This is a genomic window from Planosporangium mesophilum (genome assembly GCF_016863255.1).
Lineage (GTDB): Bacteria > Actinomycetota > Actinomycetes > Mycobacteriales > Micromonosporaceae > Planosporangium > Planosporangium mesophilum.
Genome location: NZ_BOON01000018.1, coordinates 194603 through 211113, shown reverse-complemented (window position 1 = coordinate 211113; position 16511 = coordinate 194603). Strand labels below are relative to the sequence as shown.

Below are 16511 nucleotides of genomic sequence, written 5' to 3'. Positions count from 1 at the left end.
GATCAACTACTCACTGTCCCCTGCACCTGCGGGTATGCAGCGCCGCAGCGAGCGCGTTAACCCCCGTCAACTTCCTGCGCCTTTCCGTGGGCGGCATCGTCGGGCAGGTGAATGAATCGTTCCTCGACACGCGAAGCCCGGCTGTGAGCCGGCCGGGGGGATCGTGGCGGCGGGGAACGGGCGGGCGCAGATCCACCACGCCGCCTGGCTACACCGCAGTGGGGGGCACGGGGTGGGGCGGCGTGGTGATGGCCGCGCCCGCGGCGGGGTCGTCCGTGCCGGAGGTCGAACCTTCCCTGGCATCCGGCACGGGCGGCCCGATCACATCGCCGGCGACGGCAATGCTTCGTAATGGTCACGGCCTCCTGGTCCCGACCGTCGACCCGCAGGGGTCCATGGAGCCCTCCTGGCACGAAGCGCATCCCGCTACACCCGCCGATGACAACCAGATTTGGACCAGCCAGTTTCCTGCCCATGTGCGGGCGCCGAGGACGCTGCCGCGGGGTTTTCGCGGGTCGCGGGTTGAGCGGGTGTGGCTGCGCGCGGCGTCCGTGCGACCCGGTTGTCCGGTGCTTGCCGTGTCGTCGGCTGACGGCGGTGTGGGCCGCTCGACGGTAGTCGCCGCGCTCGGTGGCCTTCTGGCGTTGGCCTGCCCGCAGCCGGTCCTTGCGGTGGACGTGTCCGCGCGAGCCTGGGGTGGTCTGGTGCATCGGGTGGGACGCCGCAACGCGGCCACGGTCTGGGACGCGGTCCGTGACATGGCGCTGCTGACCGACCGCCTACAGGTGCAACGGCTGGCGCAACTCGGCCCGACCGGGCTGTGGACTCTGGTCGGCGAGGTCGAATTGAGCGCAGTTCGGCATCCGCCGACGGTCGGCGAGACGGTGCCGTTCGTTGATCACGTACGGACGCTGTACCCGCTGTTGCTGCTGGATCTGCCGACGGCCGATACCCGCCAGGTTTGGCAGGTGCTCGGCGCGTCGGCCGTACCGGTGCTGGTGGCGCGGGCCAGCCGTGACTCCCTGCAGCACAGCATGCGGCTGCTGGCTCGACTGCGCGGTGTCGGCCTTGCTGAGGCAGCGGACCGCAGTGTTCTCGCGGTCGTGGCGACATCACCACGTCCCGGGTGCGACGTCCGGGCCGCGATGCGGCAGGCCGGTGACACGGCGGGTGAGGTGTTGAGCCTGCCTTATGACCGGGCGCTGGCCCAGCCGGACCCGATCGATGTGCGGTCGCTGGGCCGGGCGAGCCGGCGGGCGCTGGTTGAGCTCGCCGACGCGGTGCTGCGCCGTTGCCCGTGCGATCCGGTGGCGGCGGCGACGGTCGTCGACCCACCGCAGCGATGGGAGCAGGCGGTGCGTGACCTGACCCTGGAGGAGGGAACGGCGTGATGACGGCCTACACGGGGGCGTGGCTCGCGGCTGTGCTGACGGCGCGCGTTGTGCGTCCGGTGGCCGATCCGACGCCAGCCCCAACCCCTGGTGGCGGGTTCGACTGGGAAAAGATCAAGCCCGACCCGAGCGCGGTGCCGAAGTCCGGACTGTTTTACACGATCGTCAACGCCTGCATGTTTTTGGGCGTTGTGGCCGCCATCGCCGGTCTGGTCAGCGGCGCCATTGCGTTCGGCGTGGGCCCGATTTTCGGCGCGCACATCATCTCCGATCGCGGGAAGTCGATGATGTGGAAGGCCGGTCTGGTCGCGCTCATCGTCGGCTCGGCGACGACGATCGTCAGTTTCCTGCTGAGGCAGTGATGGCGATGAGAACGCGCGGCGAGTCGTTGACCGTTCGCACCGACATGCGGGTGTCGGCAGCGCCACATGACGCGGTCGGCGGGGCGGGCCGGCGGGGACGGACGCCTGTGACAGAGGCGATCAGCACATGGCCGGCCCCGCAGCCCATCCGGCTAGTGGGCGGGCCAGCTGCAAAAACGACCCTCATGCGGGCGGTCGTTGCTGCCCTGTGCGCGTTGGTGCTTGTGATGGCGGCCGCGAGCGCGGCGTGGGCCGATCCGACGCCTGCCCCTGGGCCACCACCGTCGGGACCTGCCCCGTCGGCAAGCCCTGCCCCTAGCAGTAGCTGCACGCAGGCCCCTGCGCCCGATCAGGTGGGCTGGTGTTTCGCCTGGGCGGTCTACAGCGGCGCCGCTAGCAGTGGGACGCCGCAGTGGCTGACGGTGTGCAGCCGGGCTGAGAGCTCTGAAGACAGGACCGGCTGCGACGCGGCGTCGTTGACGTTGTCCAGCCCGCCGCCGGACAACACGCCGTCGGTCCTGCACGCGGGCAAGCCGGACGGCCCTGTTGTGCACTGCGACACGTTCGCGCAGCGGGCGCAGCACGACCCCACGAACGGGTGGGCCTGGAACGCCAAACGCGATCGCTGCGTAGCGCTGCAGAGCTTCTTGCTGTCCAAGGCGTATGTACCGAGCCAGCCCGGCGGTAGCGACTGCGGCGCGGCGAACGTCTCGTGCCAGGTCAGTCAAGCGGCCCAAGACGCCCTTGCCGCTGGCATCCGCTCCGGTATTCAGGGCCTGGTCGACATGGTCGTACAGGCGATGGTCTGGATGCTCGACCAGCTCGCGAAGCTCGTGTTCACGACGGCGACCGTGCCCACCCCGGACGCGCCGTTCTACACCGTCTACAACCAGTTGGCCGGCGTGATGGTGTTCCTGGTCCTGGTCTTCTTCCTCGTGTCGGCGATCATCAACGGCCTGCGACTGAACGGCCCGGGTCCGATGTCGACAGTCGGCGGACTGGTGCGCGCGATCCTGGGCATCGGTCTGGCCGGCGGTATCGCCTGGACCATCACCCGTGCCTGGGACGAAGCCGCGGTCGCGCTCATCGAGGCGAATCCTGGCTCGAACTGGGATCCAGGCCGGTGGGTGAAGGCGATCACCGCGCTGTCGGGTGGTGCGGGGACAGCGGTCGTGGCGCTGATGGTCGCTGGTCTGGCGGTGATCGGGCTGGTGCTTTTGTTCATCACGCTGCTGTTTCGGTCCCTGCTCGCGGTCGGTGCGGCGCTATTCGGCGTGATGGCGATGAGCGGGCAAGTCATGCCGGAGACCCGGGCCTGGGGCAGACGGTGGTTCTGGACCGTGAACGCCCTGGCGAGCTCGAAGTTCTTCGTCGCCGCGTTGTGGATCTATGGGTCGCGGGCGGTGTATGAGTCCGACAACCTCATGACCTGCCTGCAAGCCCTGTTGATCATCTGGCTGATGGTCGCGGCGCCGGTGGTGTTGCTGCGCCTGACGACCCTGTGGGACGGCTACCTGTCCGACATCCACGCGGGCCGGGTGCTCGCCGCGGCAGGGCATGCCATCGGTACCGGTGCGGTCGGCGGCGGTTTCGGCGGTAGCGGCGGCGGCCCGGCCGCCTTGCTGATGAACGCAAACATGGCCGATCTGGCCGCCGTTCCCGGTGAACCGCTGCTCGCAGCGGCGGGCCTGTCGCAGGGGACCGGCCGTGACATGGCGGAAGCGGTGCGCGCGGGCGCTGGCGGTGAGCGGGTCGGGCAGCCGCCGCGGGGCCCTGGCGGCAGTGCGCAGGCGAGTGGCGACGAGCAGACCGAGGCCGCGACCGACGACGGTGGTCGGCCGAACGCCGACGAAGCAGAAGCCATCGGGGCGGGGGCGGACGCCTCCCGGGCCGGCGTCGAGGGCGCACATGTCATCCCGCCGGGAGCCGATGCCGACGCGGGGGCCGGCGGCGAGGCGTCAACGCCGGGCGCCACGGGTGCACCTGGTGTGCCAAGCGGCGCGGGTTCCGGCGGCGGGCCGGGCGCTGCTGGCACGAGTGGCACGCCGCAGCACTCAGCGGCGCAGATGGCCGGCGACCAGCAGAGCTCCGGCCCTGCCGACGGCGGTGCAGGAGCGACCGGCGAGGCGGCGAGCAGCGGTGCTGGGGCTGGCATCCCGCCGGTGCCGCCGGTCTGAGAGGGGGAGCAGACACCATGAGCCAGTTCGAGTTTCCGCCCCGGTCAACCCGTGGCTCCGTGCTGGGGTTCACCTGGGGGCAGGTCGCCTGCGTCGTCGCGGCGGTGATTGCGTTCGTCGTCGCCGCGAACCTCCTCGTCGCCCAGAACCGGTGGCCGGCTGCTGGCTTGGTCGCCGTCGCGGTGCTGCTGGTCGTGCTGGCATTGGTACGTATCCGCGGGCGGCGGCTGACCGACTGGCTGCCCATCGCCGCCGGCGCACTGCTGCAATCGGCGGCCGGGCAGGACAGCTACCGCGGCGCGGTGTTCGCGCCCGCGGCTCACGCCGGGCACCCGGATCTACCCGGCGCTGCTGCCGGGTACCGGTGGCTGACCGGGGTGGCCGCTGACGGCACCACCGAGATCGGGTTGCTGCATCACCGCGCCGAGCGCACCGTCACGGCGGCGCTGCGCTGCTCCGGCCAACACCTGGTCCTGGCCGACACCGACGTGCAGAACCGGCGGCTGGCGGATTGGGCCAACGCGCTCAACATTCTCGGCACCGAGTACGGCGAGTACGGGCTGGCGCGGTGGGCACTGACGGAACGGGCCGTGCCAGACACCAGCAACCGGGCCCGGCGCTACCTGGCCAACCGGGCGGTTGACACCACCTCGGCGGCGTACCAGTCGCTGGCGGAACTGACCGCGGCCGCAACGCCGACCGCCCAGCGCCACGACGTGTACCTGGCGGTCTGTTTCGACGTCGCGCGGCTGTCGGGTGAGATCTCCGAGGCGGGCGGCGGCGACGCGGCGATCGCCGCCGTGGTCGTCGACAAGCTCGCCGGGATCGAAGCCACCGTCGTCGAAGCAGGACTGACCAGCCATGGGTGGCTGTCGCCGCGCGGCTACGCCGCCGTGCTGCGGACCCAGTTCGACCCGGACGACCAGGAGCTGGTCGACCTGCGCAGCACCGGCAACGGCGCCAGCACGGGTGTGCCCGAAGGGGTGTCGCCCGGCCTGGCCGGCCCAGCGGCGGCCGAGAAAACGGGCTGGTCGATCTACCGGCATGACAGCGGGGTCAGCCAGACGCTGTGGGTGACGGACATGCCACGCCAACGGGTCGGGGCGACGTGGCTGACCCCGCTGTACGCCACGACCACGAGCCGGCGCACGGTGACGCTGGTCGCCGAACCGGTCCCGGCGGCCCTGGCCCAGCTGGCCGTACGGCGAGACAAGGTCGCCCGCGCCGGTGACGAGGTGACCAAACGCAAGCTGCGGCTGGTCCGTACGGCGCGGGAGACCGCCGAGGCCCGCGCGGTGGAGCAGATCGACCGCGAGCAGGCGGCCGGGCATGTGCGCTACCGCTACGCGGTCCTGGTCACCGTGACCGCCGAGGACGTGGCGGCGCTCAAGCGAGACGTACGGGCGGCCAAGCGGATTCTGGGCCGGGCCGGCTGCGAAACCGTGACCCTCTACGGCGAGCAGGACCAGGCGTTCGCCGCCGGCGCGCTGCCGCTGGCCCGTGGACTCAAACCGATGCGGGGGTGGCTGGCGTGAGCGCCGGCAACAAGCCAACCGTGCGGCTGTCCCGGGAGGGGTCGCTGACCGAGCGGATCAGGCTGCAGGCCGCGGCCCGCGACGCCGCCCGCGCCGACGCCGCCCTGGCCCGGGAGCGCCGTGACCTCGAGCGGCTGGCACGGCGCTACCTGGGCCCGCCGCGGGCAGACCGGCGGGGCGGATTCGGTCGTGGCGCCGGCCGGGTGTTCTGGCGGTTGCAGCTGCCGCCACTGGTGACCACGTCGGCGCAGCTGTCCAGCGTGTACCCGTTCGTGACCGACCCCGGTCTGCCGGTGGACGGCCCGCTGGTCGGCGTCGAGGTGTATTCCCGGTCGGCGTTCACGTTCAGCCTGCACGAGCTGTACCGGGCGAAGGTCATCTCGTCGCCGAACATGGTGGTGACCGGCGAGATCGGCTCGGCCAAATCCTCGCTGCTCAAATGCCTGGCGTTTCGGGGTGTGCCGTTCGGGGTGCGGTTCTACGTCACCGACTACAAGGGCGAGTACGACGCGCTCGCTGCGCTGGCCGGCATCCGGCCGCTACGCGTCGGTCCCGGCCTTGGCGTGAGCATGAACCCGCTGGCCGGTCTGCGCCGCGACCCGGGCTCGACGGTGCAGCAGTGGCTGCAGATGCAGCGGGCGCGCCGGCTGCTGCTGCTGGAGGGCCTGCTGGAGATCCAGGTCGGCGGGCCGCTGACCGAGGCCGAACGGTCGCTGATCGAATATGCCGTCGACGTGGCCAGCCGGTCGGATGACGGCACGAGTCCTGAGCGGATGCCGACACCGACGCTGAGCGCGGTGCTGGAGGCGATGGGGCAGCCGGACCGGTGGCGGCGCCGGCTGGCCGCGCTGAACTATCCGATGACGGCCTTCGTCGCCGACTCCCGGCGGGTGCGCCTGGCCCTGGAACGGCTGATCTCTGGGGCGCTGGGCGGCGTCTTCGACGGGCCCTCGTCAACGGCCGCAGCGCTGGACTTCGACCAGCCCGGCGCGATCCTGGACCTTCGCGCCATCCGGTCGTCGGACCAGATGACCGCGATGGCCGTGGCCTGTGCGCAGTCCTGGCTGGAAGCGGAACTGTCCCAGCCCGACGCCCCCCATCGGGTGTGTTTCTACGACGAGTTCGCGTTGATCGCCCGGCACCTGTCGTTGATTCGGCGGATGCGCGAACAGCTCAAGATCGCCCGTGCGCTCGGTATCGGCAACGTGCTGGCGTTCCACCGGTTTTCCGATCTGTCGGCGTCTGGTGCGGCCGACTCGGAGCAGGTGCGTATCGCGCGCGGCCTGATCGAGGACACCGGCGTACGGATCTCCTACCGGCAGGCCACCGGATCGCTCGATCAGGCCCGCGAATTCCTCGGCACCACCGACACCGAAACCGAACTACTGCGCTACCTGCGCCAAGGCGTCGGCCTGTGGAAGATCGGCACCCGCTCGTACGTGGTCAAACACCAACTGTCGTCGATGGAGGCCGACATGGTGCACACCGACAGCCGCATGGAGGCCGTGGCAGGCGTCGATGACCTGCCCGACGCCGAGCACGCCGCCCGGCTTGAGGCCGCGCCGGCAGACCGCATCGGGGCGGCGTGATGCGCCCGCCGCTGTCCTCGCCCGCGCACCGCCTGCCGCGACGGGGCGTGACCCGCGCCGACATCGTCACCCGCGTGATCCTGCTCGGCGTGGTCGCGGTGGTGCTGCCCGCCGCGGTGTGGTCGCTGTGGCTGGGCGGCCAACTCGCCGGTTGGCTGACCCATCTTGCCTGGCCGGACTCGTCGCCGGCCGACGCGCCGGGCATTGCGCTGCGGCTGGCAGCCGACCCCGGGCGGCCGTCAGCCGCTTGGCCCGCACCGGCCCGCGCGCAGGTGCCGGGACCGTGGCTGGTGTACCCGGCGGCGTTGCTGATGTTCGCCGCGGGACTCACCGGAGCCGGCACGCCGGGGCTGCTGGTGGCGCGTCGGCTGGTGCGCCGTCACGGGTTCGCGCCCCGCTGGCAGGTGGCGCGGGTGCTCACCGCGGACGCGGTGACGGCACGGGTGGACATCGTGCGGCCGGGGCTTTCCATCAGCGACGCCGACGATCAGGAGACCCGCGCGGCGAAGCAGGCCCGGCGTGCCGACCCGCTGGAGGTCGGCCGGTACCTGGGCGACGAGGTGCTGACCGGCCAACCGCTGTACCTGGCCAACGAGTACACCCTGTTGGCCGCGGCGGCGGCACGGTGGGGCAACAAGACCACCCGCTACGTCATCCCGCAGGTGCTCGATGCCCGCGGCGCGGTCATCTCGACCTCGACCCGCCTGGACGTCGCCGAGGTCACCTACGACCTGCGGGCCGCACTGGGTCCGACGCTGGTGTTCGAGCCGCAGGGCGAGGTGCCCGGCGTGCCACGGCTGCGCTGGTCGCCCATCGACGGTGCCGAGGACCAGATCGTGGCGATGCTGCGCGCCAACGGCTTCGCCGCCGGGTCGGGAATCGGCGACGAGTCGGTGGAGAACGGCAAGTGGTTCCGCGACCAGGCCGCCACGATCATTCGGGGCCTACTGCACGCGGCGGCGCTCGACGAGCAGGCCACCATGACCGACGTCCTGGCCTGGTCGCAGGCACCGTCCAACAGTCGGCCCGAGAAGATCCTGCGCCACCACGGGGTCGACAGTTGGGCCGATCGGCTGGCCCGCCACCGCGAGACCACCGGCCGGGCACGCGACACGATCCAATCGGTGGTGTCCGGAGCGCTGGACGCCTTCAACGACCCGCGCGTGTTGACGGCCTGCTCGCCGCCGCGCGGAACACAGTTCCAACCGGCCCAATGGCTGCGCGAGTCCGGCACCTTGTACCTGGTCGGAACCCGCGACGCCCAAGCACTGGTCGCACCCCTGCTGGCCGCGCTCACCGAGGACCTCATCTATCGGGCCAAGCGCGCCGCGCTGGTCTCGCCCGGCGGCCGCGTCGAGCCGTGCCTGTACTTCGTCGGCGACGAGATCGCCAACGTCGCTCCGCTCGGGTCGCTGCCGAGCCTGATGACCGAAGGTGGCGGCAGCGGCATCGCCGTGAGCATCTTCGCCCAGAACACCCACCAGCTACGCGAACGCTGGGGCGACAAGGGCGGCCACGCCATCATCGACTCCGCCAACTGCCGGCTGCTCATCGGCGGCACCAGCGACGTCGCCGGGCTACGCGACGCCCAGGCCCTCGCCGGACAGGTCAACGAGGTCTCCAGCGGCGCGTCATGGGGCAGCGGGCGGGCCAGCATCAGCGAAAGCATCCGCCGCGAGCACCTGTTCGACCTCGCCGAGCTGCGCACCCTGCCCGAAGGGCGGGCCATCGCGCTGATCGGCAACCTGCCGCCGGTGGAGCTGCGGGTACCGGCGTGGTGGGAACGCCGCGACGCCGACCGGCTACGCGCGGCGCAGCAAGCGTTTCGGTCCCGACTGGCCAAGGCGGCCTGACATGGCAGCCGACACGCCCAAGCCGTTCGCCTTCCAGCTGCCGGACAACGCCCCGCCGGACATGCAGGCCATTGCCCTGCTCGGCGAGGGCCTGGACACACTGCGTGCTGCGGTGGCCGAGCTGGCCGCCGGCTACGACGACCTTCGCGGCCGCGTCGACTCCCAGCAGCCCGGGCGCCGCCAACCCGCGACGGTGCCCGTTCCGCTGCGTTGGCAGGACCTTGACCGGGTCCAGGCGAGCAATACCTGGGTCTGGCTGATCAACTGGGTCGGCTGGGTGGTGGCCCGTTACCAGCTCGCCGAGGAGCTACCGCGGTGCTGGCCGAAGCACCCGCCGCTGGTCGAGGAGCTGACCGCGCTGTGCGCGGCCTGGTACGCCGCCTACGGCGACGACGCGTCGGCGGACGCACCGCTGCTATGGCACGAGCGGCTGGCCCGGGCCCGGATCCGGCTGCACGACTGGGATGACGCAACCCGCTGCCGCAACGGTACCCACAGCGACCGGCGCATCGAGCTGAACTGGCCGTCCACCTGGCGGCTGGACGCTCTGGAAACCGCCGAGGACGACCTCGCCGGCCGCCGACCGGCCGTCGATCCCGGGACCGATACCGACGGGGGTGACCAGCCGTGACGCAGCCCGCATTGGTGTCGGATCGCCAGTCCTGGGAGGACCTGCTCGGCGGGCTGCGAGAAACCGTGCTGGCCGTCGCCGGGCTCTATGACGCCATCACCGGTCGCATCAACCAGAAGGACCACGACATGACCGACCCCGACCTCGAAGCCGAGCTGGAAGACGAGCGCCGGCGGCGCCTGGACTACGAGACCGACTTCGACCTTGACGGCGACTACGACCCGACACCGGCCGACGACCTCGACGCACACGGCGGCGACGACGGCGGCCCGGACCTGGAGGAGGAGTGATGTCGGCAACCGACGCCGGTCACGCCACGCAGACAGCGGCCACGGTCGAGTCTGCGCCCGCCGCGCCCGCTGACCGCTACGCGCAGACGCTGACCCGGGTCGACCAGGGCCTGCTCGACCTGCGCGCCATGCTCGCCTACGCCCAGGGCGCGACGCCATCACGGCGCGTAGCAGCGCTCGTCGCGCTCTACAGCACCTGCCGGTCGGTGTGCAACGTGCTCAACGACGCCCTCGGCAACTGGCCCGAGCCGACCAAGCAGCACACGCGATGACCGCCGGACGCCGCACTGCGGTCACCGCCGTTGCCGTAACCGTGCTGGTCGCTCTGACCAGCTGTAAGGGCGCCGGCGACAACCCGGCCGGGCGAGCGCGCCCGCCGACGGGCGCCGTGACGCACTCCGCGCGTCCGCCGGCAGGTGCTGACTCTGCCTCCCCGCGCCCGGAACCCAGCGCGTCGCGGACCATCGACGACGATGGTGTGGTCGGCGCCGCGCCGAGCATGCCCGCACCACCTGCGGCCCTGTCCAGCGCGCAGGCGTTCGCCCGCGCCTGGGCCCGACCGGACCTGCCGGCCGGCGCATGGCTGGCCGGCGTGCGGCCCTACACCCACCCGAGCTATTTCCAGCTGCTGGACACCGTCAATCCGGCCAACGTGCCCGCCCGCCGCATCACCGGACCGCTCGTGGTGGTGTCGTCCAACACCGACGTGGTCGTCGTCGAGGTGCCCACCGACGCCGGCACGCTGCGGCTGACCTGCGTGACGGTGTCGGGACAGTGGCTGGTCAATGGCGTCGGCTTTACCAGGACGCCGCGATGAGACGCGCCAGCGGACTGGTCATCGCTGTGGTCGCCGCGGTGGCACTGCTGTGTGGCCTGCCGATCGTCGCCGTCATCAGCAGTGAGCCGCAGGCCAATGCCTGCGTCGGCAACGGGCTCGGCGGCGCGGGAACACCGGCGGCCGCCGGGCCGGGTCGGACGGGCCCTGTCGGACGGTGGAACAGCACGCAGGTCGGCAACGCCGCGACCGTCGTTGGCGTCGGTAAAGGTATGACCGTGCCACCGCGCGGCTGGGTAATCGCGGTGGCCACGGCCATGCAGGAATCCAGCCTGACCAACCTGTCGGTGGCCACCGACCACGACTCGGTGGGTCTGTTCCAGCAACGCCCCAGCCAAGGCTGGGGGACCGTCGTACAGCTGACCGATCCCGTCTATGCGTCACGCAAGTTCTACGAGAAGCTGCTGACTGTCCCGAACTGGCAAACCTTGCCGCTGACGGAGGCCGCGCAGGCGGTCCAACGTTCGGCCACTCCGGACGCGTACGCCCGGTGGGAAAACGACGCCGGCGTTGTCGTCGCGGCCCTCTCCGGCGTCGCCGCGATCACCGACTTGCCCGGGGCCAGCCTTGTCAGCTGCGGCGCACCGCCAATGGTGTCCTCCGGAGGCTGGACCCAGCCGGTCAAGGCCGCCATCGTCTCCGGCTTCCGCACCCCGCAACGGCCCGGCCACTACGGCGTCGACCTCGGTGCGCCCCGCTACACCATCATCCGGGCGGCCTCGGCCGGGCGGGTGGTGTGGGCCGGCTGCGACCGCTCCACCGGAAACTGCGACATCGACGGCAGCGCGCAGACAGTCGGCTGCGGCTGGTACGTCGAGATCCAGCACAGCGGAGGGGTCGCCACCCGCTACTGCCACATGGTCACCAAACCCCAGGTCACCGTCGGCCAGACCGTACAGGCGGGCGATCCGATCGGTGTCGTCGGCACGTCCGGTAACTCGTCCGGCCCGCACCTGCACTTCGAGGTGCACATCGGCGTGTCCTGCACCGCCAGCAGGTGCGCCCTCACGCACGCCAACGCCATCGACCCGGTGCCATGGATGACACAGGCCGGCGTGCCGCTCGGAACCTGAGCACCGCTGTCGCAAGCAACCACGACGGGACCATCGCCCGTGGCCACGGCGACCAGCGCGGGCCCCCGTCGCCGGTTACTCGACCACATCCACCGCAGCAGCCACAGGAGGAGCCGATGAGCGCCACCACCACAGCGGCGTATCCCAACCACTCCGCGACCGGTACACGCGTCGGCCATCGCGGCGCACACCGATCACCGGACCAGTGCTGCAGTCTGCCGCAGGCGAGACGAGCTCGTCGAGGGCGGCGGACATGACCGAGCCACCCGCCACCAATCCCGGCGCCACACCGCCGAACCTGGGCGCCGAGCCGGACAGGGCACCGAACACCGCAGGCTACGGAATTGGTCTGGTTGCACAGCTCAACCACACCAGCAACGCGCTCCGCAGCTACGTGGAACGGGCCGTTCTGCTGCCCGAGGGCATGCGCTGGACAGCATGGGACGTGCTCGTGCTCATCTGCCGACGCCGGGGGATCGAGACCCGCGCGGTCGCCGCAGAGGTCGGCATCGCCAAAGCCACGCTGACTGAGGTGCTGGCCGGTCTGGTAGGTCGCGGTCTGGTCCGCCGCCACCGGCACGCCACGGACAAGCGCCGCGTCCACCTGCAACCCACCGACACCGGGCTCGCGCTCGTGGGCCGGCTCCACCAGCGGGTACAGGCCGAGGAAGCCCGCCTGCTGGGCCGCACTGAACCACCGGTCAGCCAACAGTTCGCCGACATGCTGCAAGCGCTGGCCCACCGCGCTCGTCACCTCGCCACCGTCCAGCCGCCGGGCCCGGACTCGGCAGAACAACGTTCGGCGGCACGCCGACGAACGCGGGTGCGCACGCGCACCTGACCCAGGGCGGCAACCTCGTCGCGCCCCGCGGACAGCGGCGACGGCGCCGCCCACATCGCGTTCACCCGGCGGCCCGGACCGCGTCGTGGCGTCACCGTGTCGAGGCCGTGGCCTGACCAGGTCGGGAAGCGAGCGGCGCGGCCGAGGAGAACAGGCGAGACCAACACATGAACGAACAGGCCCAACGCTGACCGCCACTGGTCACGTCGAGGGAAGTCACATCACTGCTCACGGGAGGTCATTGTGAAAACGCGTCACGGTGTCATCGTTATCGTGCTGGCCGGCATGCTTGCCGGCGCCTGTGGCGGGACCGGTCACGGTAGGAGCGGAGGCAACCGGAGCCCCAGGCCGAGCGCCAGCGCGTCGCCCGAGACAAGCCAATCCCCGTTTGTCTACACACCCGTCGACGACCTGTGCGCCACGGTGGACCTGTCCGCGCTGTCGTCACGGTTCCCCAAGCAGACCCAGACACGGCACGACTCGTACAACTCCCCGTACTCATCGGACATGCGATGCTCCGCGATGCTGGAAGCATCCGATTCGGCACGCGGATTGGTACAGATGTTGGTCAACTTGACGCCGACACCTAGCACTGCCGCAGCACAGTTCCAAGGCATCCGGCCCTCCCACCAGCGGACAGCAAAGGACGGCAAGCTCACCGACATTCAGAATCTCGGTCAGCGCGCTTACGTCTTTGTCGACGAGGGTCTTGGCCCAAAGGTGGTTGTGCTCGACGGCAACCTGTACATGACCATCGTCTGGTCCTCACACGGCCCGGAAGGGACGCCGGCCGACATCACGACGCTGTTGGCAAACGTGTGCCGGGCGACGATGGCGAAGCTGCGGACGGCGAGCGGTACGACCGCGACCGGCACGGCCAGCTTTCGGCCGGGCCCGACCGGGCAGACTGCTGATGATCATGGGCCGGCTCTCCCGAAAGGGCTGGGACGTGAGGTTGCCTAAGAACGTGTTTGAGAAGTTGAACGATGCCGGCGTGTCAGCGTGATTGAAGATGTCAATACATCCATGGTGGACGAATGGCACGCGAGCGGCGCTATCCCTCGGACCTGACCAATCGGCAGTGGAACCTGGTCGAGCCGTTGTTGCCCACAGCCAACACGGGTGGCCGGCCGGAGAAGCATCCGCGGCGCGCGATCGTGGACGCGATCCTGTATGTGGTGCGTACCGGCTGCTCGTGGCGGCAGTTGCCCGCAGACTTCCCGCCCTGGCAGACGGTGTACTGGTATTTCACGCGGTGGGAGCAGCGGAAGGTCACCGAGGTGATGCTGGCGGCGTTGCGCGAGCAGCTGCGTGTCCAGCAGGGCCGCAACGCGCAGCCCAGCGCCGGGATTATCGACTCCCAGGCGGTCAAAGGCGCCGACACCGTCGGCCGGGACTCGCGCGGCTATGACGCGGCGAAACGGATCAACGGCCGGAAGCGGTTCATCGTCACCGACACGTTGGGCCTGCTCATCGTGGTCGCGGTGATGGCCGCCAATGTCCAGGACCGCGACGGCGCCAAGACCACTCTGCTGGGCATGTACCTGACCGTGCCGGTCCGGTTCGTGTTCGCCGACGCCGGCTTCGCCGGCCGGCTCGTCGACTGGGCCGCCCAGATTCTGCGCACCACGCTGCACATCGTGCGCAAGCCCGACGGCCAACGAGGGTTCGCGGTCATTCCCCGCCGTTGGGCGGTGGAGCGAACGCTGGGCTGGCTGACCGGGCACCGCCGGCTGGCCCGCGACTACGAACGCGATCCCGCGATCTCCGAGGCAATGATCCGATGGGCCGCCATCAACACCATTACCCGACGCCTGGCGCGTGGCCGCCCGGCCACCCGTCAACCCCGTTGGCACTGGCCTGCAGGAAATTAGTCACCCCAACGAATCGACGACCGCACCGAAAGAGACGGCAATGCGCCGGTCAGCCGACACCGGGTAGCGCCTCGATCAGCGCGTCGAGCACAGCGGGGTCACACCGGTCCGGCCGTGCCGCAGGCAGCACCGCGGGAAGGCCGTCCGACGGCAGCTCCCAGCGCACCCGACCGGGCGCCACCATGTCCAGAGCCTCGTACCACTCCCGTAGCGGTTGCGCGAGCTGAACATGCAAGGCGAAGTTGCGGCGTCGACGGACCGGGTCGGCATCCCGGCGCCGGTGCAGCTCCTCAACGGAAGGAAGGGAGACCAGCACCACGTCCGCGAAGCCGAGTCGGCCGTCCGCGATTGCGGCACGGTTCGCGGCCACCTCAAACGTCCACAGTTTTCGACTGGCCGCACCGATACGGACCAGGGACCAGGAGTAGTGCAGTTTCAACGGGTCGTCGTCGCACACGGCCAGGCCGGAGACTCGCTCGCGGTGTATTGCCGCCTGCCACCGTTGGCAGTTCACCGCGCACCAGAAGGCAGCCTGCGCCGGCAGGTCAGTGTCATCCGGTTCCGCGCCGGTCGGCACGTACTCGCCGACCAGATCCTCGACGTGGTGGCGTCGGCACCACGTCGTCTTCCCGGCCGCGCTCGGGCCGGTTACCGCGACGATCACACCCGACAGTCTGCCAACAACCAGCGCGGATCTCGTGACGGCCCTGCCAGGCCAGGTGAGCAGGAACCACAGCAGAAACGGTGGACGTGACCGGACCAATGGGCTGCCGACCTTCTCAAACACGTTCTTAGACAGCCCTGCCGCCGGGCGCCGAGGAGACCGCGGCGGTGGGCGACGACATCGCGGGGGAGTGTCGCAGCCTTGACACCCCACGCGTGCGTCACGGCCACCGTGCCCTCGGTCGTCTCAACCGCGGGCGGCTCCGTGGCCGGTCACGAGCAGGTAGTCGGCTCGACGGCGAGAATCGCATCCACGTGGGCGGTTAGGTCGTGCGGCGATACCGGCTTGCGCAGCAGCAGCGTGGCCCCCAGCGCGGCGGCCGTGTCGGAGTCCAGGTGCCCGCCGGTGGTCACGATGACGGGGATGGGCGCCAGGTCGGGGGTGGCTCGGATCATCGCGAGCAGGTCCAGTCCGGACATCCCGGGCGGCATGTCGACGTCGGTGAGGACCAGTTCCGGCCGGTGGTCGCGGACCCGGGCCAGCGCCGAACCACCGTCCGGGCATGCGTCCACGTGATGCCCGGCACGGGTCAGCACGCGGGTGAACAGCCCTCGCAGGGCCGCGTCGTCTTCGGCGATTACCACCGTGGCCATGAGCTTTCCTTCAAGTCCTGTCTCGCTCCTGCGACCGTAGCCGGGCAACCGGGCACCGGCGGCACGAAGCCGGTAGCGGTCCGGTAGCGGCGGGGGTATACCCCGCCACTTGTGCGGTCAGGCGAAGCGCTGGCATCCGGCTGGCTGCGATCCGACTGGTGGCCGGCCTGCGGTCCGGGTCTTCATCGCGTCCGCTGGATGCCACCACGGCCGCACGTCACGTGACGGCGGACGTGGTAGTCCCAGGTGCGGTGACACCTGGCCGGTTACGACGTGCGGCACGGCTGCCCGGCCGGTCGCCCCCTGCCGTGGCAGGCCGGCCGGGCCTGGAGCGCCCCGGGGCACGCCGGCAGTCGTGTGCGTCTCGGCCTTTGCCGCACGTACCAGCCTCGCCAGCCGGGTCAGGGCCAGACCATCCAGTTCGTCGGCCGTGTCGTTGTCGAGGCTGGCGACGAAACGCCGGCGGTCGTCGACGCTGGTGAGGTCACCGCCGGCGGTCTCCCACGCGTCCATGGCACGCAGCACCCCGCGAAGCTGTGCCACGTCCGCCAACAGTGTGGGTGTTTTGATCATATGTCCCACCTCCTGTCTGATTCGGCGTCAGTGCCCCGGTTATCGTCACCACGGACAGTCACTCTCGGGTTAGTTCGATCGGACAGGCCCGGCAGGGGCCGTGACTGTGCCCACCGCCACGCCGAGGGCGGCTTCGGGCCCGTCAGCCAGGGGCGACAGGTACGCGTGGC

General features: G+C 70.7%; 17 protein-coding genes. 14 read left to right on the top strand and 3 right to left on the bottom strand.

What is annotated here, in order from left to right; genetic code table 11:
* Positions 1–248 precede the first annotated feature (248 nt).
* From Pme01_RS10820 to Pme01_RS10755, 14 genes are all read left to right on the top strand, one after another.
* Positions 249–1391 carry a cellulose synthase operon protein YhjQ/BcsQ gene (locus Pme01_RS10820; protein WP_239088151.1) on the top strand — a complete coding sequence of 381 codons (1143 nt, stop codon included), beginning with the start codon at positions 249–251 and terminating at the stop codon, positions 1389–1391.
* Entirely contained in the window at positions 1391–1753 is a 363-nt protein-coding gene (locus Pme01_RS10815; RefSeq protein ID WP_239088150.1) for a hypothetical protein, read from the top strand. Before Pme01_RS10820 ends, Pme01_RS10815 begins: the two co-directional genes overlap by 1 nt.
* A gap of 476 nt (positions 1754–2229) precedes the next feature.
* Positions 2230–3930, top strand: a complete 1701-nt coding sequence (locus Pme01_RS10810) for an ICP22 family protein (RefSeq protein WP_168114568.1) — start codon at positions 2230–2232, stop codon at positions 3928–3930.
* A 17-nt stretch (positions 3931–3947) separates the two neighbouring features.
* Positions 3948–5465, top strand: coding sequence for an SCO6880 family protein (locus Pme01_RS10805; protein WP_168114567.1), 1518 nt, complete (start codon positions 3948–3950; stop codon positions 5463–5465).
* Complete coding sequence (locus tag Pme01_RS10800) at positions 5462–7054, top strand: putative type IV secretion/conjugal transfer ATPase (RefSeq protein ID WP_239088137.1); 1593 nt, start codon at positions 5462–5464, stop codon at positions 7052–7054. Before Pme01_RS10805 ends, Pme01_RS10800 begins: the two co-directional genes overlap by 4 nt.
* Positions 7054–8907: a type IV secretory system conjugative DNA transfer family protein gene (locus Pme01_RS10795; protein ID WP_168114566.1), complete on the top strand. Its 1854-nt coding sequence runs from the start codon at positions 7054–7056 to the stop codon at positions 8905–8907. The genes Pme01_RS10800 and Pme01_RS10795 overlap by 1 nt, the downstream gene beginning before the upstream one ends.
* A gap of 1 nt (position 8908) precedes the next feature.
* On the top strand, positions 8909–9538 hold the full coding sequence (locus tag Pme01_RS10790) for a hypothetical protein (RefSeq protein WP_168114565.1): 630 nt from the start codon (positions 8909–8911) through the stop codon (positions 9536–9538).
* A complete protein-coding gene (locus Pme01_RS10785) occupies positions 9535–9828 on the top strand; it encodes a hypothetical protein (RefSeq protein ID WP_168114564.1) in 294 nt (97 codons plus the stop codon). Before Pme01_RS10790 ends, Pme01_RS10785 begins: the two co-directional genes overlap by 4 nt.
* Positions 9828–10100 carry a hypothetical protein gene (locus Pme01_RS10780; RefSeq protein WP_168114563.1) on the top strand — a complete coding sequence of 91 codons (273 nt, stop codon included), beginning with the start codon at positions 9828–9830 and terminating at the stop codon, positions 10098–10100. Before Pme01_RS10785 ends, Pme01_RS10780 begins: the two co-directional genes overlap by 1 nt.
* Complete coding sequence (locus tag Pme01_RS10775) at positions 10097–10645, top strand: hypothetical protein (protein ID WP_168114562.1); 549 nt, start codon at positions 10097–10099, stop codon at positions 10643–10645. Before Pme01_RS10780 ends, Pme01_RS10775 begins: the two co-directional genes overlap by 4 nt.
* Positions 10642–11736, top strand: coding sequence for a M23 family metallopeptidase (locus Pme01_RS10770; protein WP_168114561.1), 1095 nt, complete (start codon positions 10642–10644; stop codon positions 11734–11736). The genes Pme01_RS10775 and Pme01_RS10770 overlap by 4 nt, the downstream gene beginning before the upstream one ends.
* 253 nt (positions 11737–11989) lie before the next feature.
* Complete coding sequence (locus Pme01_RS10765; protein WP_168114560.1) at positions 11990–12577, top strand: MarR family winged helix-turn-helix transcriptional regulator; 588 nt, start codon at positions 11990–11992, stop codon at positions 12575–12577.
* A gap of 243 nt (positions 12578–12820) precedes the next feature.
* On the top strand, positions 12821–13540 hold the full coding sequence (locus tag Pme01_RS10760) for a hypothetical protein (protein WP_168114559.1): 720 nt from the start codon (positions 12821–12823) through the stop codon (positions 13538–13540).
* A gap of 74 nt (positions 13541–13614) precedes the next feature.
* Entirely contained in the window at positions 13615–14451 is an 837-nt protein-coding gene (locus Pme01_RS10755) for an IS5 family transposase (protein WP_168114558.1), read from the top strand.
* A 49-nt stretch (positions 14452–14500) separates the two neighbouring features.
* On the opposite strand, the gene Pme01_RS10750 is transcribed toward Pme01_RS10755, so the two are convergent.
* From Pme01_RS10750 to Pme01_RS10740, 3 genes are all read right to left on the bottom strand, one after another.
* The gene (locus tag Pme01_RS10750; protein ID WP_203935535.1) at positions 14501–15115 is read right to left on the bottom strand and encodes a hypothetical protein; all 615 of its coding nucleotides are present in this window, start codon (positions 15113–15115) and stop codon (positions 14501–14503) included.
* A 272-nt stretch (positions 15116–15387) separates the two neighbouring features.
* Positions 15388–15768, bottom strand: a complete 381-nt coding sequence (locus tag Pme01_RS10745) for a response regulator (protein ID WP_168114557.1) — start codon at positions 15766–15768, stop codon at positions 15388–15390.
* Between the two features lie 117 nt (positions 15769–15885).
* Complete coding sequence (locus Pme01_RS10740; protein ID WP_168114556.1) at positions 15886–16341, bottom strand: hypothetical protein; 456 nt, start codon at positions 16339–16341, stop codon at positions 15886–15888.
* Between the last annotated feature and the right edge of the window lie 170 nt (positions 16342–16511).